Here is a 25,488-nt window from a genome sequence, read left to right as displayed (position 1 = left end):
AGCATATTAAGCATGCTATCCATTTAAAGTGTATCGTATACTGTCCAAAATAAAGGCTTCCAGGGAGCAACTGATGAAAACCGGGAAGTTGCCTGAAAAGCAAATACTCAAGTTTATCAAGGGGTGGCAAGGTGACCCGTTTTCTTTGCCGGCGAAGGCCCATACCCAATTTCTAAACTGAAAGTTTTGAGCAAGCAGAGAGTGGGGAGTAATTGCGGAAAGCCCAGGCATTTTTTTAGTAACGGTAGATAATTTTATAGGGGGATGGACGATGAGGTTGCTTTGGACTGCTACCCTAAGCTTATTTTTATTGATGATGGGGCTAGAAGTTAGCTCTGCCCGTGTGTTGATCACCAGCATCCAAGGGAAAATATTAGAAGCTGATGAGAAAGGCGGTTTCGCCGGAACCTGTGTGGCCATCGAGGGTGATTATTCCGAGCTCCGAGTGGTGGGGAGTGAAGCCGGGAAAGCACCTAGGATTTGCATTGATAGAACGCGTGAAAATGTGAATGCAATCGAATTTCGGAATGTGGCATTCGTGGCGACAGAGGCTTCCGAAGAGATAAGGACGGTAAGCTTTGAACATGATTTCCTTAGTGGACCGCAGGGGCTAGTCTATAGCAGCGTCAAATTGAAGGGATTTTTTGCTACTGCAACCGGAGTAGGAGTTTCAACGGGTAACCAGATTTGGTTTACAGGTATGTTCGAGCAAGCAGGGCATGATGAGATCATTGGTGAAGAGTTGGTGCAAGAAGTGGGCGAATCCTTGGATTCCGCATTACTAAGCGGTGAAACCCAGGATCAATTCGTGCTTTCTGGTCCTCGAAGCTTGAAGGGGAGTCTCAAATTTACGCTCTTAAAGGAGGGTGACAAGCTCATTCTGGAGTCTGGAACCGCTGTTGTTATCGATCATATTGAGCGGCGTCGATAAAATTATCGAGTGATTATTTAACGCTCCAATATTGATCGAAGTAAGTTTGCAGAAAGGCATCGATACCTTGTAGGTAGGCTCGCTCGCTGACCAAAAAGGCATCGTTGTGGTTTCCGTTTAGTACCAGCAGTTGTTTAGGGAGAAGAGCGGCTTTAAAAAGCGCTTGCCCATGGGCGAAAGGGATAATTTCATCGTCACGACTATGAATGATAAGTACGGGGCAAGTAGCCTTTTGCAGGAAATTTTCGGTAGGGTACTGAAAGCGGACTAGCCATCGGGTCGGCAGGAAAGGATAGAGTTCTGCCGCTAAATCTGGAATGGAGGTAAAAGCCGATTCCACGATTAAGGCTCCCGGCTGGGTATGAGCGGCTAGCTGTGAGGCAATGGCCCCCCCTAAAGAGCGGCCAAAGACGATAATTTTCCTCCCAGGAATTTGGCGTTGCTGGGTCAGATAATGCCAAGCGGCTTGAGCATCTTGATAGGTGCCCACTTCGGTAGGATGGCCTTGGCTGTGACCGTAGCCTCGGTAATCAATAATAAAACTGGAGAGCCCAAGACTGTGGAATAGCCTTAAGGAGTCTAGGCGGTGGGCAATATTGCCAGCATTGCCGTGAAAAAACAGTATTGTTCCTCGCTCTTTAGCAGCGGGTAAGTACCAACCCTTAATGGTAATGCCATCCTCGGTGCTCAGGGTAACTGTTTCAAAGGCAAGACCTATCTGCGCTGGAGTTCCTGTCACGGTCCTGCTAGGAGTATTGGGCAGGTACAACAGATAAGGTTGGAAGAGATATGCTAGGAGTGCCAATATCCCATAGGCAAGGATAAGCAAGAACGCGCCCTTTAGCAGGATGGCAAGCCCCATGCTTTCTTGAGGATAGTTGCCATTAGATTAAAAACCCCGGATTTTACGAATTTGTTCATAGGCGGCGCCAATGGTTTTAGCCTTTTCGGTAGCAAGTGTCATCAAGTCTTCAGGTAATCCTTTGGCAGCCAGCTTATCCGGATGATGTTGACTCATTAGACGCCGATAAGCGTGCTTCACCTCAGCATTGCTAGCGCTTTCATTGATTTCTAGGATGGTATAGGCTCGTTTGAGGTGGCGGCGCTGCTGTGTTTCACCTCTGCCTGTCGCTTTTTGTTCCCATTTTCCCTGGAGTAATGAAAGCAGAACCTTAAACTCTCGCTGGGAGATCCCCAAGCGGGCAAAGATGTGCCACAATAAATGCTGTTTCGCCCTGTTAATGGGGCCATCAGCCATGGCTGCTTGCAGTTGAATTTGCAGGAATACACGTACCAAGACACGCTGATAACGACAATTGCGGTAGAATTGATCCAGTACCTCATTGAGAGGAAAATCAGGTTGCTTACCCTGATTAAATAGTCCAATGGCAACTCTGCGCCGCTCTGGTGAAAGTTTCATGCGGGTCATAATAATTTCAGCCATCCGAATCTCGTTGGGCGAGACCCAGCCATCCGCCTTAGCCAGATGTCCCATCACCGAAAAGGTGGTAGTAAAAAATACGCTTTGGACTTGCTTTCGCTCTTCCGAGGAAAGCCCTAGAGAGGCAATTTTCTTCAGTCCATTATCAATCTGGTGGCCCAAGGCCGTACCCAACAGACCGCCTAAGGGACCTCCCAATAGAAAACCAAAGGTGCCACCTAATGTTTTACCCCACCAGTTCATTATATGACCGCTGAATGCTGAACACTATCTTATTTTAACGTTAGTTCGAGGTATGCCAAATGGTAATGGGCGAGGATTGGGTGGAGTAGAAACGAAGATTAAGTATCCCAGCGAGAACTTTGAAGTATGCTTGGAGCAAGTTGGCGGTATTCCGCAAACCCGTTTTTTCTCTCTAAAAAAAAGTTTGATGCGCACGCTCCCTCGGGACATTTTTCGGATGCCCCGAGCCGCTCCTCTGGTAAAGCTGAGACATGCTATGTGCTAGTTTTCAGAGGAGGAAGGGAGTTGTGCTAGCAGTAAATTTTGGCCAGCATAAATTCGATGTTTATCGGTAATATCATTGCTTTTTAGGAGTGCTTGCTGGGTCATTCCAAAACGTTGGGCAATTCTAGAAAGCGTATCGCCACGTTGCACCGTGTAATGCCCAGTCTTTGAGCGAATATGGTTTCTGTTTGCAGTGGCAGGGAAAGGTAGCTGTAGGGTTTGTCCCATCCGGATGTGATGGCGGTTGGTAAGCCCATTCAATTTTACTAGCTGATGGACATTAATGCGATAGCGCCGAGCAATATGAGATAGGGTTTGTCCCTGTTGAACTTTATGAAAACGATTCGGTATTTGTTTCTCAAATCGTTCCCAAGGGGCTAGATAGGCTAGCACTTTAGATCTACTACAAGTGGGGGTACAAGGTATACGTAGCTCATAGCCCCGAGGCAAGTATTTATGGCCTTTCCAAACGGGCGAGAGCAGGGCAGGATTGCTTTGTTTGAGCGTGGTTTGATCGAGTCCTAAAACCCGCTGCAGGGCATGAGCAGGGACGAAGTCAGTAAGTTCTATACTCTCACTTTTTACTGGTTTATCTGCCTGAAAGTGGCCAAAATAAAGTTTTGCGTTGGTATCTACCTCCAAGGCCGCAAGAAAGGCCACATAAAAATTACGCGAGGCAAAACCAAAAGTAGGGCTTTTATAATTTTGCCGGATAGCCACAATATCCGAGGTTTCCATTTGCTTTTTGGCCCGCTGCATCCCTGCTACGCCGTGATTGTAAGCGGTAATAGCTAAGGGCCAGGTACCGGTCTTTTCATAGTTATGCTGAAGCAAACGGGCGGCGGCCACCGTGGCCTTGAAGGGATCCAGGCGTTCATCTACCACATGGTCAATGCGCATAAAACGGCGCCCAGTGGGACGGGTGAACTGCCATAGCCCCGCAGCGCCAGCATGGGAATAGGCGGTTGGGTCAAATGAGGACTCTACATGGGGTAATACGGCAAGTTCCCGTGGTAGGCCGAGGGAATCCAAAGTTTTGAGGATAAAAGGTTTATAGACGCCAGCGCGGACTAATCCTTCACGAAAACGATTTGCCTGCCCCCGCTGGAAACGGAGCCTTGAGGCGGCGGCCTGGAGTGTTTTATCGTTCACGTTCCGCCGCCAAAGTGCGAGTACTCGCCGCTCTTCTTCCGTAAGATTATCCCGCTTGCCTTCGGCAAGGCGAAGCAAGATCCCTTGATAGTATTGCCGCCGCTCCTGAAGGTGTTTCTTAGCGGCCTGGGAGCTTAGATGGATAGGCAGGGGAGTTACTTCATAAATGACGTTAAGGTACCGATTATCATGGATAAAGCCGTGATTATTATCAATTTCAGTGTAAACTCGGGTCCAGAAACGGATATCTTGTTCTAGCATCGCTGGCCGGGGAAACAAATCCCATGACTTAGCTAAGACGGGGTTAGTCAAAAATAGCAAGGTACCTACAAAAATCACGGCAAAGGGATAAGGCATGTTTCTCTGCTCCAGAGTTATTCCATTGTTAGTTCTTAATTCGGCCAGGAGCTCGTTAGGTTAAGGCGATAATGGAAGCGTAAGGAAAAATAGGTGTAAAGTCGACTATTTTGTGGCAAGCATTGACATGGGAGGGGAGCAGTGACTATCCACTGAAAGCTCGCTTTTAGGAAATTTTTATTGGACTCAATTTGACAACGCATGAAATTTAGATTAATAGACTGCTATATACTAAGGATTACGTTATTGTCAGGTTCGTCAAGTTGGCACGTGATGTTATCCGGGACTGATGATATCAGTCACTAAACTACTGCCATTATACAGTGAGGTAGAAGCCTGAGCATGATTAGCGCCCAATCAAGCATCGTGATAGCCCGGCCTGTCGAGGATGTGTTCCGGTTTATATCGGTAGATTTCTTCAGTAATTATCCCAAATGGTCCCCTGAAGTCGTAGAGTTAGAGCAACTCTCTGACGGGCCGGTAAGGGTTGGCACGCTGGGGAGGCAGGTGAGAAAAGACCAAGGGCGCCGTACCGAGTCTAAATTTCGTATCACCAGGTTTGAACCCAATCAGTGTTTCTCCTGTGAAGGAACGGGTCAGGTGCCTTTTCGAGTGATTTATAATTTTGCATCTCTTGATCAGGCAACCCAAGTTAAATTTACCTTCGAATTATTAAAGATTGATTTTTTTATGCGGCCATTTGAAAAGCTTATTGAGGCCGCTATCCGAGGAGGCACTAACAGCACGGTACGTAATCTGAAAGGGCTACTCGAAGAAAAAACAATGTAACCCGCCGATTCTGCCAACTCTCAATAGGTAGTCTGAATAAATACGCTCTTAAATATATCTATATTCTTGAGAAGGTAAAGGCTATTGCTAAAAGGTCATTTTCGGGTGGTGAAATATCCCCTCGTTCTGGAAAGAGGAAAACAATCATGCCAATTATGCCGTTTATCGTTGAAAAAGATGAGGGGCTTATCCCTCGAGTTTTATCGCAAATCTTGGACTCCTGTGTAAATGGAATATCATTGACTGATCCTGATCAGGAAGACAATCCACTTATTTATGTCAATGAAGCCTTTGAAAAAATAACCGGATATAAAAAAGAAGAAATTCTTGGCAAAAACTGTCGTATTTTACAGGGTAACGATAGGGATCAAGAGGGATCACGGCGGGTCAGAGAGGCTATTCAAAAGCGCGTTCCCGTTGAGGTAGATCTAAAGAATTACAAAAAAAATGGTGAGCTTTTCTATAATCATCTTGCAATTAATCCGGTATTCGATCAAGAGGGCAATCTGCTTTATTTCCTAGGAGTACAATATGATGTGACCAAGCAAATACTCGCAGAGCAGGAAATAGAAAAACTCCGGAAAGCGCTAGATAAATAAAGCCATAGGTGATGGTCGAGCCGAGCGCTATTTAGCAGCAAGGATAGTTAAGTGCTGATAGGTAAAGAATTTTTTCTTGACAAACTATTCTATGTTACGCTAAAAACAAGTTAAGGATATAAATAAAATAAAGGGTAGTTCTATGGGCAATAATCGTCGGTACCCGGAATTAGTTACCCGATCCGAGTTACGGCCCTTTTTTTATGATTCCCTGCAAGAAGCCGTTGCCAACCAGCATGTGAAAGTAGATGAGGCAACGGTCTTTTATCTCGTTAATCTCCTGACCGATTTTTCTCGCTCGGAAAAAATTTTTGATTATACTCAGGAAGGGCCTATCCTGCGGCCCTTAGCTGAATTGTATGGTTTTGCCGCTGGGGCGGCTTCCCAAAGCGAGCGTAAACTTATATTACAGCGCTTGGGGGATGTGGCTTTATTCATCTCTGGGCTTTTTTCAGGTTACTTTCGTCGTCGCTTGGTGGATGTGGATTATTACATTGCCATGGGAGGCAGTGCCTATGGCTATCTCTATGATATAAAAGGACAAAATGCAAGAGAACGGGCGTTAGCGACGATTTTTCGACAGTTATCTCAGCAGTTTGTGCAGTTCGTCGATGTGTTGGCGGAAGTGGGCGAAAACGCTTTCGGTTCAAGTGAGCAAGACATTTTAGATCTCTATGAATTATGGGCAAAAACAGGCAGCCCTCGTCTTGAGCGCAGGTTGAGATGCTTGGGGATCAATCCGCAGCATTCTGGACCCATCCATTAGAGTTGATTATGGATTTAAATGCCCTTCAGGCTCAGCTCGAGTATATTTACGACGTTCGCACCTATTATCGGGTAGAGGACTTCCTGATTACAGATCCAACGTTAGTCCGTAGGCTTACAGAGGAGGCCGCTGGAAAGGGACAATCAGTGGAAGCGCTTTTGATTCGGCAAAGCAAGAATAATCTTGATCTTGCTTTATATCTGAATCAAGAATTGCTTACCCGATTAGTGAGTGATAATCCAAGTGAATTGCTCCATGATGGTAATCTAGCGGAATTTTGGTTTGTTCTTGAAGGAGTAAGTCATTTTCTTTATCTTGCTTGGAATGTGGGTTTTGAGCGCACAGTTACCCAGTTAGAACTTGAACTTCAGGCTGAAATTGATAAGTTTGTGCTGACTGCGGCGTTGATATATCGTCAGCGGGGAATAGTGGATATGCGATTACTCCGGCGCACGCTATTTGAAGAAATACGTTTTCGCGATGGGCTTGATGATATTCAACAGCAGCGATACCAAGAAGCCAATCGTCTTGCAGCACGCTATTGTGGCTCCCTTGAAGAAAAGTACTCTTTTATTCCGAGAAACTCATATTTGGTTAATGAATTGCGGCGTTTTTATCGAATGCCTCAGAGTCATAAGATTCGTCATATTAGAGTGGTGTAAGTTTTGCATTTCTTCTGCTGGTAGGTTAAAAACACGATATTTTGACATTTTTAAGAAGCCACAGCGGAGAAAATGGGAATGTTGGAACCAAGCAACAAGTTGCAAATAAGGTACCGTCTTTGTTGGCGTGATCGGGAGAGCTGCGAATATGGGTATGGTAGCTGGATGAGTGATCCGATATGGGCGTGGGATTTGCTCTTTCGCTCTCCAGCGACCTGGGAGCGGATCTATTGGCTAGAAACGCGCCAAATCTCGCTTTAAAATGGCGTGCGCGTTTTTCTATAGCCTGTGGTGAGGTGCCCTATTGGTAAAAAATACCGATAATCAGCGGATTAATGATGAAAAACCCATGAATCCTAGCATACTGGATGAGAGATTATCCGCTCTAGATCCTTCTCCAGCCCAGCTTCAAAAGCTTCTTGATGAAGTGGGTCGGCGGCTGGCCGCTTTTGTGGAAACCATAGATCGGCAACCTGCCCAGGCCGCTGACTACTTTGATCCTCAGGCATCTTGGCTGCGGGAATCAATACCCGAGACCCCAAGTGCGCCGGGGGAAGTGCTGGATTTTATCTTCGGACAGGTGATCCCTTTTGCCTTTAATCCGGCTAGCCCCGGCTATCTTGCTCATGTTCCGGGAGGTGGGTTGTTTTCCTCGGCTCTTGGTGAGCTTATTGCCGCTACGGTCAACCGCTACACAGGCGTTTGGGCCGCCGCGCCTGCCGCGGTTGAGATGGAAACTCAGTTGCTTCGGTGGCTGGCGGAATTGATGGGCCTGCCCCGGGGGTCGCTAGGACTTTTGACTTCAGGGGCCTCCATGTCAACCTTAATCGCTCTTGTTGCTGCCAGAGAAGAATACCTGGGCGAGCATCTTCTTAAGGGCACCGTTTACTATTCCAGCGAGGCGCATCATATGGTAGCCAAGGCGGCTCGGGTTGCGGGTATCGCAGGGAGAAATTTGCGTCCAATTCAAGTCGATGGACGGTTTCGCTTGCGGGCCGATCTGCTGGAAGAAACTGTGCGCCAAGATCGGGAGCAGGGATTATTGCCATTTTTTGTTTGCGGCACCGCCGGCACGGTCAACACGGGCGCAATAGATCCTCTGGCTAAGATTGCAGCGGTAGCGGCAAAGCATGAGCTTTGGTTTCATATTGACGGTGCTTATGGAGCTGCCTTTCGCATGGTACCGGAGTTGCAATCCCTATTTAAAGGGATGGAGCGAGCGGATTCCTTGGCAATGGACCCTCATAAAGGGCTCTTTTTAGCCTATGGGACTGGAGCTCTACTCATGCCGGATATGGCAAATCTACGCCGGGCATTTAGCGCTTCGGCGGCTTATATGCCAGCCTTTCAGGAAAGCGAAGAGCATTTAGACTTTTGCGAATTATCACCAGAGCTCTCTCGTGAATGGCGGGGACTGCGCCTGTGGTTACCTTTTAAGCTCCATGGCGTGGCTGCTTTTCGGCATGCATTGGCAGAAAAGCGTCGCTTGGCTGTCCAAGCCTGGCAGCGGCTTTCCCGAGAGCCTGATGTGGAGATGGCTGCACCTCCTGAACTTTCCCTTTTTGCTTTTCGGCAGCGTTTCCAAGGGATCAATAGGGAAGAGGAAAATCGCCGGAACCAAGTGCTCTTGAGGCGCATTAACGCGCCTCGCCGCATCATGTTGACCGGGACTGAAGTTGGTGGTCGCTATTTTCTGAGAATCTGTATTTTGCAGCTGCGCACCCATGAAGCTATCTTAAACGAGGGGCTCGAACTTATTCTGGAAGCGCTTGCTGAAGCGAGAAATAGTTTTTAAGCTAGGGGTTATAGGAGTTATTGGCGGCGGAGAATTGTTGAAACATGAAAGAATCGCTGGCCGGCCGTCCATAAGCTAAGTATGGCGAGGAGGTAGACGGCTTCCATGAGCAGGCCAAAGATTAAACCAGCTCCTATTATAATGACCCGCTCGGGGCGGCTTACCCAGCCAATAGTACAGGTGATGCCTAAAATTTCCGCACGGGCCCGGATGTAACTGGTAAGCATCCCGCCCAGCAAGGCTAGGACCACGCCAGCTACCGCTACTGCTTGCCCTTCCAAAACTAAGTGATAGGCAATGGCCATTAGTATTGCGCCTTCGCCCATTCGGTCCAAGGTGGAGTCAAGGAATGCGCCAAAAGGCGTGGTTTTTTTATCCAACCGGGCTAACGCACCATCCAGAATATCAAAGCTGCTTCCTAGCAGAAATATTACACCGGCAGCAAGAGGATAGTCTGCAAGCAAGATCCCCATCGCCATCAGGGCAAGGATAAAGCCGGCGATACTCACCTGATTGGGGGAAAGCCGGGAGCGGGCTAGGAGATGTACTACCGGCGCCAAAATTTGATGTAAATATTGCTGGGCAGTAGCACGGATTTTTTCCATTATTTCATTCCCCCTAATAGAAATATTCAAACTGCCCAAGTAACGGCAGGAAAGAGCAGCAAAGATTTTTTGTCCCATCCCATAGGGAGAACCAATTGTTTTATTTTTTTGCCAAGGTGAGCAAAGCTTTTATTTCAATATATAAGAAGCCTCCTATCTGCGGGAAGCTACGGGCGATTTTCCTTCTTCCTGGTAAACGTTAGGGGGTTCAGGAGAGTCTACCAGCTTATTTTCGATAAATGCCTCGGTCATGCGGTAGGCCTCATCATCAGTATATTGTCGTGGAGGGTGTTTGCAGAGGTAAGCCGAAGGCGCATGCAATACGCCGCCTTGGCCGCGTTCCAAGGCAAGTTTAACAAACCGGATGGCATCCACGGCAACGCCCGCTGAGTTGGGGGAATCTTCCACTGAAAGACGAAGTTCTAGATTCATGGGGACATCCCCGAACAGTTTGCCTTCCATGCGGATGAAACAGAGTTTGTTGTCTTTTTGCCAGGGAACGTAATCACTGGGGCCTACATGGATATTGTCCGGGTCCAGGCGCTCAGCAGTAACGGCCTGTATAGCTTCTGTTTTAGACTCTTTCTTAGAGGCTAATCGATGGCGGTTTAACATATTCAGAAAATCCGTATTGCCGCCGGTATTGAGTTGATAGGTCCGTTCTAATTTGACCCCACGTTTTCTAAAGAGATCAGTCAAGGCACGGTGGGTAATAGTAGCCCCTACTTGGGCCTTAATATCGTCCCCGATAAGAGGAAGGTTTTTCTCTTTGAAGCGCCTGGCCCAGGCGGGATTGCTAGCAATAAAGACAGGAATGTTATTGATAAACGCGATCCCTGCTTCCAGGGCGCATTCCGCATAGAATTGGGTTGCCTGCTCCGAGCCTACCGGTAAGTAGTTAAGTAGGATCTCCGCTCCTGATTTCTGTAAGGCTTGGACGACTTCTTCTTGAGTCGGTTCAGGATCATCGGCAAGGATAAAGGTATGTTTGGGATCGTAATCCTTCATGTGGCCTGAGAAGCCATCTAGAATTTTTCCCATTTGGACGTTAGTGCCGGTTTTGGGGATATCTGGGCAAAAGATAGCCGTGCAATTGGGCTCGGAAAAAATGGCCTCAGCTACATCTTTGCCCACCTTGCGCTTGTCAATATCAAAGGCCACCGCCACTTCGATATCTGATGGCTTATAACCCCCGATTGACCAATGCATCAATCCGATGGCGTCCTCCGATTTTTTATCGGTGTAATAGTAAAACCCTTGCAACAATGAACTAGCGCAATTACCCATGCCTATAATAGCAATCTTAATTTTTCTCATTAGATATCAATCTCTTATAAATATTAATAACGCAAACTTTTATTCCAAGCTATTTATTAATATTATGCTGTACCTGCGTCCGAAGCAGAAGCAGTAAGCCGAAAAAATCCCGTTAGGCTTTTGAGGCTGGAAAGGGGATGATTTGGTCGAAACGGCTGCGGATGATCCACGGGTCATATATTTAGAGTTTTCTTGGTTATCTCTAAGTTTGGCTGAAAATCCGCCGAAATCAAGTAAGAATATATCTCCATTATGAGGGCAAAGTTATGAAAAAGTTCGATTTTTTCTCTATATTTGCCTGCTTTATGGAATGGGAGGAAACGGCGTACAGTTTAGTTGGATTGGGGATTCAATGAATAACTCACACGATAAATACTGCCCGTAAAATCATCGGAAATATAGATGGCTCCATCAGGGCCTTCCGCTACATCCACTGGGCGCCCAATGACATTTCCATTGATTTCAAAGCCGGTAACAAACTTGCGGCCGCTGATCTCTCCTGCCTTATTAAAGTGTAAGGAGACAATTTCGTAGCCTTGTTTCTCGGTTCGATTCCAGGAGCCATGGAGCGCCACCAAGGCCGCTTCCTGATAGGCGAATGGAAGCTGTTTACCGCGCAAGAAGGTGATACCGAGGGGGGCCGTATGGGCGGCGAAGTAGTAGACGGGTGCAATGCTATTTTGAATAGCTTCTTGATGGTCTGGCCCTAAGGTAGGATCGGGAATGTTATCCCCATGGGCGTAGGGCCAGCCATAAAATCCACCTTGTTCAATGAGATTTAGTTCATCGGGGGGAAAGTCATCCCCCAGGAAGTCACGGCCATTATCCGTACCGTAGAGCTGATTTGTGCTCGGATGCCAGTCAAAATCAACCGTATTTCTCAGACCAGAGGCAAAAATTTCACCCTTGCCGCCGGTGGGGGGGAAACGAAGCAGCGCTGCCCGCCGGATATCTGCTTCTTTGCAAGCATTGCAGCTTGAACCCACTGAAACATAGAGCCAGCCGTCGGGACCAAAGCCTAGGGTGCGGGTCCAGTGCCCGCTACCGCTGGGGAGTTGGGCAATGCGTTGGTATTTACCACGGACAGTGCGAGTCAGCGCATCAAAGCGAATGCGGCCTATGGCATCCGTTTCGGCAACATAAAGCCAACCTTGGTGAAGATCGATTCCATGAGGCCGGTTAAGCTGGGTCAGTAGTATATGGCGACCCTCGGGTTGGTAGTCGCTATTAGTATCGCGCTCCAGTAGTACGATATCGCCGGTATTTGATAGGCTAACCAAAAGGTCGCCCTCCGGAGTAAACTGCAACATGCGGGCGCCTGGAAGATCGGTGGCATAGATCTTGATAGTGAATCCCTTGGGTAACTGGAGTCGATCCTGAAGGACCCTGGTGGAAGGCGTGTTTGCGCCAAATATCTGGATAGGGACGTTTACGGCAAAACGCTCGGGTAGGAGTAGCCACAGGAGGATACTAGCAAGTAGTAGATACGCGAGTAGGCGAAAAAATTTCCTTCTTTGATGGCTGTCCATGGTCGTTATTTTAACGGTATAGCCCACTTAAGTATTAGGTAGGATCATTGCCAGAGTTAGCGTTAGTAGTCAAGCGCTTCGCCATGGTGTTCGCTCTTTTACTCTAAATATCAAAGGGACCAATTTATCCCCCCGTTCCAGCACTGCTAGTTCTTTAGTAAAGTTCATGGCTGTCGGGGAGTACTCCAATGAAGGTTAATGTAAGATCCTTTAGCGCCGAACTTAAGGATAATAAATGCCTATTTGAAATTTATGTGAGAAAGTATTTTTCTATTGGTATAAGGTGAGAGAATTTGCTTTAGCTTGAAAAATAAACGTTTATTGTTAGGAGATTTAGTTGATGTTAATCGGCGAAGATACTGAGATGCCAGTAAACAAAAGGAAGGAGGAACAGAATTGCGATCTGCTTTGGGCTCTGCTCAATAATGCCGCCGATGGGATCATTGTTATTGATGAAGAAGGACGCATTATTCTAACGAATACAGCTACTGAACATTTTTTTGGTTACCGGCAGCAAGAAATGATAGGCCAGGATATGCGCAAGCTCATACCTGATTATGATAAATGCCTTACAGATCATGAGAAGATCATTAGTTCTGAACGCGAGGTCACGGGCCGGCGTAAGGATGGCAACACTTTCCTTGCGCATCTATCGATTTCCGAGATTCAGCACGGGGGGCAGCGGCTTTTTGCTGGCGTTATTCGCGACTTTACTACGCACAAGCAGGGTGAAATAGATGCTCAAAGGCTGGCGGCCATCGTTGAATCATCCGAAGACGCTATTATTAGCAAGACTCTCGATGGCATTGTTATTAGCTGGAATTCCGCTGCCCAGCGAATATATGGTTATAGCGCTGAGGAAATTTGTGGCCAATCTATTTCTATTCTTGCGCCCCCTGATCGAGCTGATGAGATACCCCAAATTCTCCAGCATATCCGGCGCGGCGAGCGCATTAAGCAGTTTGAGACGGTGCGCATGCGGAAGGATGGCAGAGAAATGTTCGTTTCTCTTACCATTTCTCCTATCAAAAACAGCCAGGGTTCTATCACTGGGGCTGCAACCATCGCTCGGGATATTACCCGGCGTAAACAAAGAGAAGAAAAATTGCTGTGGCTATCCCGAGCGCTAGAGCAAAGCCCCGTGGCGGTAACTATTACAGATACCGCAGGTAATATTCAGTATGTGAATGCTAAATTCACTCAATTAACTGGTTACCACCGGGAAGAGATTATTGGGAGAAATCCACGCATCCTGCAATCAGGAAAGACTTCGCTGGAAGAATACCAACAATTATGGAGCACTATTATTTCTGGAAGAGAATGGCGAGGGGAGATACAAGACAAAAAAAAGAATGGGGAAATCTATTGGATATTGGAACAAATTTCACCTATTAAGAACACTCAAGGTGAAATTACCCACTTTCTTGCTATTGAGGAAGATATTTCCGAGCGTAAACAAATTGAAAAGGCCCTTCAAGAGAGTGAAGAAAGATTTCGTCAGGTTGCTAAGATGACCGGCGAGTGGATATGGGAACGGGATTCTTCCGGGCGTTTCATCTATTGTAGTGGGGCAGTTAAGGAAATACTGGGCTATGAGCCCAAGGAAATGTTTGGCAAGCATTACAGTGAGTTTTTTACCCTAGAAGCTCAGGAGGGCAAACCTTGTAAAAGTCCGCAGAGTGGAAAGCGATTTTTTCGGATCGTTTGTTGCTATCGCCACAAAGATGGCCGTGAAGTTTTTACGGAGTCTAGCGGCGAACCCCTTCTGGATGAACGAGGCCAAATCGTCAAGTGGCGGGGTCTTGATCGAGATATCACCAAACGGCTTGAAGCCCAAGAATTGATCCGACGGGCACAAATAAGCCTTGCGGTAACACGCAACGAGTTGAGGATCGCACAGCAAATCCAAGAATCTTTACTGCCTACGGAATCTCTGGTGCTGCCTGAAGTCCAGGTTGTTGGTCATTGTCTCCCTGCCTCTCAGGTAGGAGGAGACTATTTTGATTATTATTATCGCCAATCTGATAATACCGTGGATGTGACCATTGCCGATGTCTCTGGGCATTCTGTTGGTCCAGCCCTCTTTATGGTTGAAACCCGTAGCGCGCTGAAAACACAAATCCGATCAAAATTCACCGCCGCTAATACCCTTGCTGCTTTAAATGATTCACTTTATGAGGACTTAAATGGAGCTGATCATTTCATTACCATGTTTTATATGCAGTACCATATTGCGACGGGAGAAATTAATTATGCAAGCGCAGGCCATAATCCCCCTTTGCTATTACGCCGTAACGAGGCAGTATGCAATAAGTTAGAAGCGGATGGATTAATTTTTGGAGTTAAAAAAGAAGTTAGCTTTGAAGAGAAGAGAACTTTTTTAAAAAAGGGAGATCTAGTATTTCTCTATACGGATGGCATCGTAGAAGCAGAGAGTAAACAAGGTGAGTTTTTTGGTATCCACCGTTTAAGTAAAATACTTGTTACACATCGTCATCTGGCAGCACAGGAGCTTATCAAAGTCATCGTAAAAGATTTACAAGGATTTTGCGAAAGCAAAAATTTTAGGGATGATGCCACTATGGTGATTTTAAAAGTAATGTAACCTTTTTTAAAGAGCCTCCTAAGGCGGGTATTTCAAAAATACTTATGGGGTGCCGAGATCCAAAAGGTAGGTTTGGAAAGAGTAAGGTATAGGTGGCATGGTGACCTTGCGTAACAGGTACCAAACATCGTGCTAGTTCTAAAAGGGGGAGTCTTCAAGACGATTGGCTTTCCAATAAAATATATAATGTAAGTTACCGTATGGTTTAACCTTGAATTAAGGTTTCTAACTTTCTGCTCAGCACCGTGAAGGGAAGCAAATCGGTAGGAGGGGTTTCCCTTAATTCTTCCCGTATTCTTTGGTACTGTAATAATCTCTGTTGACGCGTTGTCGTGGAGAAAAAATTAGCAATGCCCTGATCTGGGGCAGCTAGTATGGCTAAAGCTAAGTTTGATAGATAAACTTCGAACCGTTCTCTGAATGTGGTTATCGCTCTATGTTCCCAACGATTACGCACGGGTACCTGGTGTAAAATCTCTTTTACCTCGGAATAGCCCAGATAATTGGAGACCGCTTCGTAAATACTTACTACGAGAGAAAACTCTTTTCCTGAAGTACTGGCAAGCTCTACTAATAGAGGAAAGTCTGTGAGACGATCTAAGAGAGCGATACGGCGGGAAATTTTTGCTGAAAAACCTTCCTCTATAAGCTTCCTTACCCTTTCTTTAAAAGGTTGATCTTCGGATTTAGTCAAAGTTTCTTCTTGGTATAGTTCATATTGCTCTAAATAATAATGGAACGAAGATAGCGTTTTTTCGTTGGGAATAATTTGTTTATTATTAGCCAGATTCCAGTGGCAGAAATTTGCTAGTGTATCTTCAAACTGTAATAATAAACTATACTGACGAGAAGCAGGAATGATGGTATCTAAAGCATAAATTTGGGTACGTAGGGTATTTCCTTCTAGGATTTTATTGAATACTAAATAAGCTACCATAGGGTGATGGGCAATAGGAATATCTTTTAATTCTTCTACCCAGGTAAGAAAAGAGCACCCTGTGTGGTCAATAATGGTGTTACATAAAATAGTCGCCGTAATTTCCTTCCCTAGAGGATGATCGTATATATGGTTACCGAACTGCTCGTTTATGGCCCGGGGAAAATAGCTAATAGCAAACTCTTGCAGAAACGGCTCGGACAAAATATCTGGTTGCTCTAAAAGAATTTGGTAAAGTTGCGTCTTGCTATAGGATACCAGAACAGCCAGCTCGGGACGGGTCAAACCCTCCCCATGCCTCGCCAAGACTTCCTTGCGATAGGGAAATGTATCGGAAAGACGATCAAGTAAGCCAGAATTTTCTAAGCGATCCGCTAGCTCCATAAAAGGCTCGGTGTCCCGCAGGTAGCGCTCCCGATCAAGGGATAAGCATAGACTTTGACTATAATTGTTGGCTAGCACCTGCTGGCATACTTCTTCCTTGACCTTCTCGAGCCAGTGATTTTGTTCTTCCTCAGAAGAGATGATTTTTCTTTCTCTCAAGTGATTAAAAAAGATCTTGAGATTAACCTCATGGTCGGAAAGATCCACGCCGCCGGAATTATCAATGGCATCCGTATTGATACGACCGCCTCCTAAGGCGTATTCGATGCGTCCCCTTTGAGTAAAACCCAAGTTGGCACCTTCGCCTACTACCCGCGCTTGTAGTTGTGAAGCATCGACTCGGACCGTGTCATTGGTGCGGTCACCCACCTCGATGTGTTTTTCTGTACTCGCTTTGACATAGGTGCCGATACCTCCAAACCAGAGCAGATCAACCGGGGTTGTCAGGAGTAAGCGAATCAGTCCTTCACCATCCATGGATAGGTGCCGCGTCTTTAGCAAGTAGCGCACTTGGGGGGAAAGAGGAATATCCTTAGCCCGGCGAGGGAAAATGCCTCCTCCCTCGGAAATCAAGGTGTCGTCATAGTCGTTCCAGGAGGAACCGGGTAGCTTAAATAATCTTTTCCGTTCTCTATAGGAAACTTCCGGGTCTGGCTCGGGATCAATAAAAATATGCCCGGGTCCAAAGGCGGCTAGTAAGCGTATCTGGCGGGAGAGTAGCATGCCATTGCCAAAAACATCCCCGTCCATGCTACCAATGCCTATAGCGGTAAAGGGTTGGGTTTGAATATCAAGATCTAGCTCACGAAAATGCCGCTTTACGCACTCCCAGGCGCCACGAGCTGTGATTCCCAACTTCTTATGATGGTATCCAAAGGCGCCCCCACTGGCGAAGGCACTATCCAGCCAGAAATGATACTCCTGAGCAACCTCATTGGCGGTATCGGGCAGATGAGCCGTGCCTTTATCGGCGGCAACGACCAGGTAAGGGTCATCTTCGTCATAGGCAACCACTTTGGGGGGGCGGACAACCTGGCTTCCTTCCCGATTATCGGTAAGATCGAGGAGGCTCTGGATAAAGGTAATATAGGCCTGTTTAGCTAGTTTTGCCCCTTCCTCGCGGGAACTAAAGGAGCGCTTTACAATAAAACCTCCTTTGGCACCCACTGGAACAATGAGTGAATTTTTCATCATTTGGGTGCGCATCAACCCGAGGATCTCGGTTCGGAAGTCATCGGGACGATCCGACCAGCGAAGCCCCCCCCGCGCCACCCGTCCACCGCGCAAATGAATCCCTTCCACAGTGGCGGAATGGATATAGATTTCGTACAGGGGCCTAGGAGGGGGCATATCAATAACGCCTAAGCTGCTAATCTTGAAAGAAAGAAAGTAATCCCTTTGTTTATGCCGGTAATAAAAGTTGGTGCGTACGGTAGCATCAATAAGATTAAATAGAGTCCGCAGAATACGATCTTCATTGACGTCTGTAACCGACTTGAGGGCGGTAGCTAGTTCCAGACGGATAGGAAGTAGTCCTTCCTCTTCCCGTCGCACCGGATCGTCCCATTGAGGGTCGGGGCGAAACCGGGCCTCAAAATAGCGGCATAAAAGCAAGGCCACTTGGGGATTATGGCTAAGGGATTGGTGGAAACGGGAGAGGGTAAAATGTGTGCCAAGTTGAAAGTAGTAATTCCGATAGCTGCGGAATATATCGATTTCCTTCCAGGAGAGTCCAGTCAGTACCAACAGTTCATTCAAGGGATCATCGTCTACTTCGCCGCGGAACAAAGCGCCTAAGGCGTCTAGAAGCGGAACGCGCAGGGAAGAAAGCGGCTTAGCCGTTTCTTTGGCGGCTTTTATAGAAAAACTTTTGATAAAAAATCCGCGGTTTTCTACTTCAAGGGTAAATCGAACCTGATCGATTACTCTTAAACCCAAATTTTTTAACACCGGCATGAGTTCATCAAGCAAGCTCTCCTGAGAGCTATAAAACTGAAGACGATAATGTTCCTTGGATAGTTCGTAAGGGGATTCCCATAAATCAATGAATTGTTGCCCCGTTTCTAGGACGCGTTCTAATCCCTTGATATCTTGGAGAGCTGCTTGGGGCGGAGTTAATACCTGATATTCTGGTAAAAATCCTTTACCATATTTATTCCATAAAACCTCCCCTTGTTCTTTTCCCATCGCCTGTTCTAGCAACACTTGAAGTTTATAATTCCAGGGTTTAGCAATTCGGGTGAGGGTATTTTCTAGCTGTTCAAGAGGAATAAGCACTTCTTCCTTTTGGGGAATTAAAGTCAAGTGTAAGCCGATATAATGGCTGTGGATTCCCCGAATCAGCTGGGAATTTTCAAGGATGGCCGCAAGCTCTTGGCAGAGATAAATCTCCATGTCTCTTAAATGGGATTCATCGAAAAATCCTTGGGGAATAAGAATAAGAGTCGAGATTCGGGTAGGGCTAGGGCTTGCAAGGATCAGTAGCTTAACCGTGTCTGAGCGGTAAAGAAAAGGCAGCAAGGAGCGAGCGATAATTTGTAATTGCACCTCGCCCATAAAAAAGAGCTCTACTTTAGGGAAAAAATGGAGTAACTCAATAAGCTTATTGTATTCGTGGTCTACGGTAAGCAGACGTAACTGTTTTAAGCTTTGCTCTGCTTTATCTCGCAATGCAGAAATATTCATGGTATCGCCAGCGAATGCTTTCTCAGAAAACAAGCCTATCAAAGCATGTTCCTTGATTTGCCCTTTTTCCAGAGGTTCTCTAATGCCCATATAGGTTAAGTATTCGGAATGGTAAAGGGGACTTTTTATCCTAGTTTTCTGAACAAGAACTGGTAATTCCCGCTGAATCTCTTCAGGATTCAAAATAGTTAATAAGGAAGAAACGTTTTCTTCTTTTGTTGATTCTAATAGGGAGTCAAAGGGTAATCCCAAACGTTTATCATTTTGTTCTTGAATAACAATTTTTTTACCGGATTGAGAATTTACGATAAAGCAATGATAGGAAAATGGAATAAAAGCGCCTTGTTGGCACCAAATTAAAAAACTTTTCCATGCTTGAAGGGACGGCGCCTGCTCTAATTGCCTAACCTGGGCAGCAATATTTTCCTTATCACTTTGGACTTGTAAAGTTTTTGAGACTATTTTTTGAATAGTCGCAGCAAAATCTTGGAATTTTTTTTCATTAATATCTTCAAGCTTTAGAAGGATCAATGACTCTTTGGGACCAGACTTATCAGCTGTTCCCAAGTCAATAATTTTCCTGTCACGACGTTTTATCATCAAGGCATGGTAGGCCATGAGATGAAAGTCGATATCTTGTGCTTCTTTTGAAGCCCCGAGGGATTCTACTAGATAGGAAGCATAGGGCGAGCTTATCAGCAATAACGTACCGGTTTTCTCCGGAAAGGGAAAACAATGTGCTGCAATTTTTTTTCCCCGTGCCTCAATGAGATCAAAAAAATCTGTTATCAAAGAAGCTAGGTGATAAGTGGGAATAGAAAGAAGAAAAGAGTCAGGAGTAATAAGTATTGTGGCAAGCGCTTTAAGAAATCGTTTTCCATGAATTTTACTCTGCTGCTCTAAAAATGAATGGATCTCGTTTATTTTTTTTTCGTGATCGCTATAGGTTGCCCGGGATTCACGGACTTCCACAAAAATTTTCATAGAAATATAAAGGGGAAGGTTTGTATTATAGAACGCTGGCGTATCTTTTGATATAAAGGCAATAAAGCGCCTGCCAAATGAGACAAGGCGAGCTTGCGATAATAGCCGAAGATTAGGAATAAGCGACTCAATCGAGTTTTTTCCTCATTTCTAATACATTGCCACCGTTAATTTTCTGGTAATTTACTGAATCCATAATAGACTTGATTAAAAAAATGCCCCGTCCTCGTTCCCTAGGATATTCTAGGTCGGGTGCCCCCACCTGGTCCAGATCAAAGCCTTGTCCATGATCGTAGACCTCAATGCATAATTGATCAGGTAAAACTTGAATTGATACCCGGACGGTTTGATCCGGATCATCTGTGTTTCCGTGCTCAATCGCATTGACTAAGGCTTCGGTAAGAGCCAAGTTTAGATGGTAGGCGAGCGCCGTGCGGTCACCGGTATAGCGAGCTAGCTCGTTAGCGACTTTTTCGCCGATTTCTCCAATAAAACCAAGATAACAGGTTTTATTGGGAATCCTAATTTCTAGTTGAATATCTCCGTTACACATGGCAACCTCGCTGTTAGTTGTTGCCGAGGGCTTCCTGAACGGAAGGATAGATATCAAAGACCCGGTGCAAGCGGGTAAGCTCGAACATTGATTGTACTTGGGATTGAAGGCCACACAATTTAAAGCTTCCATTCCGAAGGGTTGTATTTTTATGCCCCGATAGCAATGCACCAAGACCAGAGCTGTCAATAAACCGGACCTCTTCTAAATCCACGATCAGATAGACTTTTCCGCCTTCCCCTAACTCTAACATTCGATCCTTTAATTCCCCCGAGTTGTGGGCATCGAGGCGTTTTTCCTTGATGTAGAGGACCACGGCCCCGTTGGTTTTTTCCGTGTGTAGATTCATAGGCATCTCCAAGTTGGAAAAATGGTCTCTTCTCTAATAAATTAAAACTACATGGAAGGAGAAGCGGCTGATTGATATAACTATAGCGCCAAATGATAGAAAATTACACTTGAGTATGTTACACCCCTTTGGCTCTGATGATTTTGTCGTAGGGTAATTTGGGTCCCAGGAGCTTGAACAGGGAACCTTAGAAGAGCATTTAGGTCCCAGTTGAGTAACTCAATAACCCACTGTAATTTATTGAATTTAAAAATGCTTAACGCTGATTTACAATCCCTTCTGGCAGTTTTACCGCCAGTTTTGAGGGCTGCCTTGCAGGGGCTGCCCTCGCACCAGCTTTTGGAAGTTATCATGGATGTAGGCCGCCTTCCTCAGGCCCGGTTTTCTGAGCGAGCAGTTAATCTAGCCACGGATCCGGTGAGTCCAGCAGATTTAGAGCGAGTCGTCGCTTTGGTTGGGGAATTTAGCGCAGATAACCGGGCTGGTATTGAAGGAACTTTGCACCGCATTGCCTGTTTACGCAACCGGCGTGGAGAAATTATTGGCTTAACCCTTCGGGTAGGACGAGCTGTTGCGGGAACCATTGATTTTATCCAAGATCTCATTGAACGGGGGGACAATCTGTTGCTTCTGGGACGGCCTGGAGTGGGCAAAACCACACGCCTACGGGAGATCGCCCGGGTGTTGGCCGATGAATTTGGCAAGCGGGTGGTCATTGTCGATACTTCCAATGAAATTGGGGGCGATGGAGATATTCCCCACCCGGCTATTGGTAGCGCTCGGCGGATGCAAGTGTCTCATCCTGAGCAGCAGCATGGGGTCATGATTGAAGCGGTGGAAAATCATATGCCGGAGGTCATTATCGTAGATGAAATTGGGACTACGAGCGAAGCCACGGCAGCCCGAACTATCGCCGAGCGGGGCGTACAATTGATTGGCACCGCCCATGGCAACACGCTAGAAAATCTGGTGATGAATCCTACTTTGGCCGATTTGGTCGGGGGAGTCCAGGCTGTCACCTTAGGCGACGATGAAGCTCGACTGCGGAGAACCCAGAAAACCATTCGGGAACGTAAAGCTCTTCCTACCTTTGATGCTGTGGTAGAGATTGTCAATCGTGAGGTGATGATCGTCCATCCTGATACGGCCGGCGCAGTAGATAAATTACTCCGGGGTCTTGGCCCTGGTGGCATACGGCGTTCACCGCAGGGGGAAGAGATTCTTAGTCCCAAAAAGTCCCCTCTCCCAGAATCGACCAAGCCAGTCTCGATAGAAAACCAGACAGGGCTAATTCGCATTCATCCCTACGCCTTGAGTCGCGATACGGTAGAGCGGGTAATTCGTGATTTGCGGCTGGAAGCCCGGACAGTCAAAAATCCCGAGCAAGCTGATTTTATTATAGCGCTTCGCTCCCGGGCGGAAGATGCCCGTTTACGGCGGCTACTGCAAGCGACTCGATTGCCCCTTTACGTCGTAAAAAAGAATACTACTGCTCAAATTCGGCGTTTGCTGCAGAATGTGCTTAATATCCTTCATGGAGTGCCGAGGGACGAGGTGGATACGGCGGTGAGTGAAGCTGAAGCGGCTATTAAGCAAGTGATGGAAGAAGGTGTGACGGCTGCTTTGCAACCCCGCTCCGCAGCAATACGGGAATTGCAGCACCGCCTTGCGGTCCGCCATCATCTCTTAGCGGAGAGCGTAGGTAGCGAGCCCCAGCGTCATTTAATTATTCATCCGGTTTGACGGCGCTACTCTAGACCTACCAGAGTAGCGCCTGGTGCCCGCGCCCGTTAGCGATTGTTGAGACTAAACCGGCCAGGGCCCGTTAGAATTAAGGCCAGAGCAGTAAATAAAAACATTCCTTGCAGTTCTAAAGCCCAGCCGCCCTGCGGAGTCAGGTTAAGAAGTTCTGGGCGGTGGGCCAGGAAAAGGGCAAAGAGCATGTTAATGGCAATGAGTCCAGCGCCAAGGCGAGCGTACCAACCCAGCAACAAAAGAATGGGACCCAGTATTTCGCCGATATAAACCCCGTAGGCGATGGAAGCTGGCAGGCCTATTCCTTGCAGCATGCCTTCGATCCCGCTAATACCATAGGTAATTTTGTTGATCCCATGGAACAGCACCAAAATGCCCAGAGTGAGTCGCAAAATCAATTTACCGAGACCATCGGCGGCCATCCCCCAATTCATACTCATAAGCGTTATCCTTTTTCCATTCTGTTCGCGGTTTATACTGTTCTTCTTAAGATTTTATTAATCTACCCTATTATTTTATTAAATAAAATAATAATTCTGAGCATGTCACGAAACTTGGGCTAACGGTGGGTTGGGATGCGGTGTTTAAGGAAAGCCACCGGGCCGGGGCCGATCCAGGCCATTTGCCATTGAGGAGCCTACACCCTGTTTGCGGAGACTCTACCCTCCCTGCTCTCCTTATGCACGCTCTGGGCACTAGGAGGAGCGCGTAAAAGCGGCTATTATCCGGGACTTTATGCTCAACAATCTCGGCAACACTCCGAAGCCCAATTTCTAATACTAGAAGCGAGGATGAGACGTGGCTAGAGGACTTGCTAGCTCTTGGCGTTTCTTCTTTCTAGCTGAACATTTACCCGGTACGGTGCTTCAGCTCTGGTCCCTGGTGGAAAATAACAGTTATATCAATCCATAAGTACTGGACGGAAGCCGGATGGAGGTGGCTTCAATCCAAGGCTCGGCTAGCCTCGAATCCTTAAAAGGCTAATCTTCTCTGATGATAATTTGAACAGCCGGTGCTGGGGATTCTCTGGAGAGAAGAATTTCTCCTGCAGCTGACAGGGCGCCTTTCCAGTTCATTAGGAGTAGGGCAATTTTTAAAATTAGTTGTTAACCTAATAAGCTCCATTCCTTATGCCAGCGTTCAATTAACAAGTTAAAGCGTTAACTAATGATAATAATTTGCATTTTAACCTTATCTTATGTTAATTGTGCCACTTTTTTTCGGCTATTGCCGTAATGTTTTCGAGAGAGGATAAAATTAGTGAGGAAGAAGGAAAGCTTAGTGGGAGTTGGGTTAGCCGCGCTCACACTGGCTGTAAGCTTACCCTTGGGAGCGACGGAAATGCCCCAAACCATGGAAGAAATGTGGCGGATCATTCAGCAGCAACAACAAGAAATTGAAGCGCTTAAAGCGAAATCCCAACCCCTAGAAACTGAGAAAGCTCATCCGGAAATTTCTAAAGAAGTACCCGAGAAAACTAAAGAAGCCACAAAAACAACTACCTCTACTTCTGAGGAGAATGCAGAGACAAAAGCTCAGGTTAAGGAACTGGAACACAAAACGGGTGTGCTCGCTGAAGCGGTGGAAAGTCTGCGGACCGCCATGCATATTCCAGAAGAATTCGAATATAAAAGTATGTATGGTCTAGGGCCGGCGGCTTCCAAGGTTTATCAAGTCGGTAAAGGACTATCTATTGGTGGTTATGGTGAAGGTCGCTATCAAACTTTTGTGAATGGAGATGGGGACGATAATGCCGATTTTGCCCGGCTAGTACTTTATACTGGGTATAAGTTCACCGACCGGATCATCTTTAACAGTGAGATTGAGTTTGAGCATGGGACTACCGGCGAAGGGGCTGAGGAGAAGGGCGAAGTTTCCGTCGAGTTTGCAGCGCTTGATTTCTTTCTTGATCCGAGAGTTAATATTCGTGCCGGTTTGGTGTTGATGCCCATGGGGTTTATCAACCTCATCCATGAACCGCCTTTCTTTTTCGGAAATAACCGTCCTGAGGTTGAGCGGCGAATTATTCCCAGCACCTGGCGCGAGATTGGCGTGGGCCTTTTTGGCGAGCTGCTGCCAGGGTTAACCTATACCATGTACGGAGTGAATGGACTGAACGCTGAAGAATTCAGCTCCAGGGGTATTCGCGATGGTCGCCAAAGTGGCAGTAAAGCTTTAGCGGAAGATTTAGCTTTTGTGGGCCGCATGGATTATGCGCCTCCCGGAATGCCTGGACTTTCCTTTGGGGGCTCCGCCTATGCGGGTAACTCTGGCCAAGATCAAAGCTATGGGGGGCAAGATCTGGATGTCTTTACTCAGCTCTATGAGGGCCACCTCCAGTGGCAATACCGAGGCTGGTGGTTACGGGCTCTGGGGGCCTGGGGGCATATCGGTGATGCCGAAGCGCTTAGTGCCGCCAAGGGGGAAACCATCGGCGAGAGCAATTTTGGTTGGTACACGGAGCTGGCTTATAACTTGTTACCGTTAGTGTGGCCGGAAACCATCCAGTATCTGGCCCCTTTCTTCCGTTTTGAGCAACTGAATACTATTGCCAGCGCTCCGGCGGGATTTTCGGATAAAGGCGGTATCAATCAGGATATCTACCAGGTAGGTATCAACTATAAACCTATTCCCAATGTGGTTATTAAGGCGGATTATCGTAACTTCGTAGGTAGAGATGGCAACCCTTCTGCTGCCGATGAGTTTAATCTGGGGCTTGGGTTTATCTTTTAATGTAAAGGTATTATTTGCCTATCGTATTGCGCAGGGTCCGTTTTTATGGGTCC

19 protein-coding genes are annotated in these 25,488 nt (G+C 46.7%); 9 read left to right on the top strand and 10 right to left on the bottom strand.

Annotated elements, in window-relative coordinates:
* The first annotated feature begins 271 nt into the window (after nucleotides 1-271).
* Nucleotides 272-931, top strand: a complete 660-nt coding sequence (locus NOC_RS15845) for a hypothetical protein (protein ID WP_002812599.1) — start codon at nucleotides 272-274, stop codon at nucleotides 929-931.
* A gap of 13 nt (nucleotides 932-944) precedes the next feature.
* Here the strand turns inward: NOC_RS15845 and NOC_RS15840 are convergent, their stop codons facing one another.
* The 3 genes from NOC_RS15840 to NOC_RS15825 form a co-directional block, all read right to left on the bottom strand.
* Entirely contained in the window at nucleotides 945-1,793 is an 849-nt protein-coding gene (locus NOC_RS15840) for an alpha/beta hydrolase (protein WP_002813890.1), read from the bottom strand.
* Between the two features lie 27 nt (nucleotides 1,794-1,820).
* The gene (djlA, locus tag NOC_RS15835) at nucleotides 1,821-2,615 is read right to left on the bottom strand and encodes a co-chaperone DjlA (protein WP_002812922.1); all 795 of its coding nucleotides are present in this window, start codon (nucleotides 2,613-2,615) and stop codon (nucleotides 1,821-1,823) included.
* Nucleotides 2,616-2,876: 261 nt separating this feature from the next.
* Nucleotides 2,877-4,388 (bottom strand): lytic transglycosylase domain-containing protein, encoded by a 1,512-nt coding sequence (locus NOC_RS15825; RefSeq protein ID WP_002814162.1) that lies wholly within the window; start codon nucleotides 4,386-4,388, stop codon nucleotides 2,877-2,879.
* Nucleotides 4,389-4,730: 342 nt separating this feature from the next.
* Between NOC_RS15825 and NOC_RS15820 the strand changes: the two genes are divergently transcribed.
* The 5 genes from NOC_RS15820 (at nucleotide 4,731) to NOC_RS15800 (ending at nucleotide 8,999) form a co-directional block, all read left to right on the top strand.
* The gene (locus tag NOC_RS15820) at nucleotides 4,731-5,177 is read left to right on the top strand and encodes an SRPBCC family protein (protein ID WP_002812615.1); all 447 of its coding nucleotides are present in this window, start codon (nucleotides 4,731-4,733) and stop codon (nucleotides 5,175-5,177) included.
* Between the two features lie 155 nt (nucleotides 5,178-5,332).
* The gene (locus NOC_RS15815) at nucleotides 5,333-5,776 is read left to right on the top strand and encodes a PAS sensor domain-containing protein (protein WP_002813571.1); all 444 of its coding nucleotides are present in this window, start codon (nucleotides 5,333-5,335) and stop codon (nucleotides 5,774-5,776) included.
* A 142-nt stretch (nucleotides 5,777-5,918) separates the two neighbouring features.
* Nucleotides 5,919-6,542 (top strand): hypothetical protein, encoded by a 624-nt coding sequence (locus NOC_RS15810; RefSeq protein WP_002811871.1) that lies wholly within the window; start codon nucleotides 5,919-5,921, stop codon nucleotides 6,540-6,542.
* 8 nt (nucleotides 6,543-6,550) lie between these two features.
* Nucleotides 6,551-7,204 (top strand): hypothetical protein, encoded by a 654-nt coding sequence (locus tag NOC_RS15805; protein ID WP_002813881.1) that lies wholly within the window; start codon nucleotides 6,551-6,553, stop codon nucleotides 7,202-7,204.
* A gap of 304 nt (nucleotides 7,205-7,508) precedes the next feature.
* Entirely contained in the window at nucleotides 7,509-8,999 is a 1,491-nt protein-coding gene (locus NOC_RS15800) for a pyridoxal phosphate-dependent decarboxylase family protein (protein WP_002812175.1), read from the top strand.
* 17 nt (nucleotides 9,000-9,016) lie between these two features.
* Here the strand turns inward: NOC_RS15800 and NOC_RS15795 are convergent, their stop codons facing one another.
* The 3 genes from NOC_RS15795 to NOC_RS15785 form a co-directional block, all read right to left on the bottom strand.
* The gene (locus NOC_RS15795) at nucleotides 9,017-9,604 is read right to left on the bottom strand and encodes a CDP-alcohol phosphatidyltransferase family protein (protein ID WP_011331118.1); all 588 of its coding nucleotides are present in this window, start codon (nucleotides 9,602-9,604) and stop codon (nucleotides 9,017-9,019) included.
* 153 nt (nucleotides 9,605-9,757) lie between these two features.
* Complete coding sequence (locus tag NOC_RS15790; protein WP_002812947.1) at nucleotides 9,758-10,921, bottom strand: inositol-3-phosphate synthase; 1,164 nt, start codon at nucleotides 10,919-10,921, stop codon at nucleotides 9,758-9,760.
* Between the two features lie 332 nt (nucleotides 10,922-11,253).
* Nucleotides 11,254-12,450, bottom strand: a complete 1,197-nt coding sequence (locus tag NOC_RS15785; protein ID WP_011331117.1) for a PQQ-dependent sugar dehydrogenase — start codon at nucleotides 12,448-12,450, stop codon at nucleotides 11,254-11,256.
* Nucleotides 12,451-12,790: 340 nt separating this feature from the next.
* On the opposite strand from NOC_RS15785, the gene NOC_RS15780 reads away from it, so the two are divergent.
* Nucleotides 12,791-15,055 (top strand): PAS domain S-box protein, encoded by a 2,265-nt coding sequence (locus NOC_RS15780; protein WP_002813894.1) that lies wholly within the window; start codon nucleotides 12,791-12,793, stop codon nucleotides 15,053-15,055.
* A gap of 205 nt (nucleotides 15,056-15,260) precedes the next feature.
* Here the strand turns inward: NOC_RS15780 and NOC_RS15775 are convergent, their stop codons facing one another.
* The 3 genes from NOC_RS15775 to NOC_RS15765 form a co-directional block, all read right to left on the bottom strand.
* Entirely contained in the window at nucleotides 15,261-20,045 is a 4,785-nt protein-coding gene (locus NOC_RS15775) for an NAD-glutamate dehydrogenase domain-containing protein (RefSeq protein WP_011331116.1), read from the bottom strand.
* Between the two features lie 127 nt (nucleotides 20,046-20,172).
* Nucleotides 20,173-20,598 carry an ATP-binding protein gene (locus tag NOC_RS15770; protein WP_002813326.1) on the bottom strand — a complete coding sequence of 142 codons (426 nt, stop codon included), beginning with the start codon at nucleotides 20,596-20,598 and terminating at the stop codon, nucleotides 20,173-20,175.
* Nucleotides 20,599-20,611: 13 nt separating this feature from the next.
* On the bottom strand, nucleotides 20,612-20,947 hold the full coding sequence (locus tag NOC_RS15765; protein WP_002814245.1) for an STAS domain-containing protein: 336 nt from the start codon (nucleotides 20,945-20,947) through the stop codon (nucleotides 20,612-20,614).
* A 252-nt stretch (nucleotides 20,948-21,199) separates the two neighbouring features.
* Between NOC_RS15765 and NOC_RS15760 the strand changes: the two genes are divergently transcribed.
* The gene (locus NOC_RS15760) at nucleotides 21,200-22,690 is read left to right on the top strand and encodes a R3H domain-containing nucleic acid-binding protein (protein ID WP_002814219.1); all 1,491 of its coding nucleotides are present in this window, start codon (nucleotides 21,200-21,202) and stop codon (nucleotides 22,688-22,690) included.
* Nucleotides 22,691-22,737: 47 nt separating this feature from the next.
* On the opposite strand, the gene NOC_RS15755 is transcribed toward NOC_RS15760, so the two are convergent.
* The gene (locus tag NOC_RS15755; protein WP_011331115.1) at nucleotides 22,738-23,142 is read right to left on the bottom strand and encodes a DoxX family protein; all 405 of its coding nucleotides are present in this window, start codon (nucleotides 23,140-23,142) and stop codon (nucleotides 22,738-22,740) included.
* An 841-nt stretch (nucleotides 23,143-23,983) separates the two neighbouring features.
* Here NOC_RS15755 and NOC_RS15750 point away from each other — a divergent pair.
* A complete protein-coding gene (locus NOC_RS15750) occupies nucleotides 23,984-25,435 on the top strand; it encodes an OprO/OprP family phosphate-selective porin (protein WP_231561864.1) in 1,452 nt (483 codons plus the stop codon).
* Nucleotides 25,436-25,488: the final 53 nt, after the last annotated feature.

Origin of the sequence: Nitrosococcus oceani ATCC 19707, assembly GCF_000012805.1 — a bacterium.
Classification (GTDB): domain Bacteria; phylum Pseudomonadota; class Gammaproteobacteria; order Nitrosococcales; family Nitrosococcaceae; genus Nitrosococcus; species Nitrosococcus oceani.
Note: the sequence above shows the minus strand (reverse complement) of the source record. Positions and strands in the feature narration are given on the sequence as shown.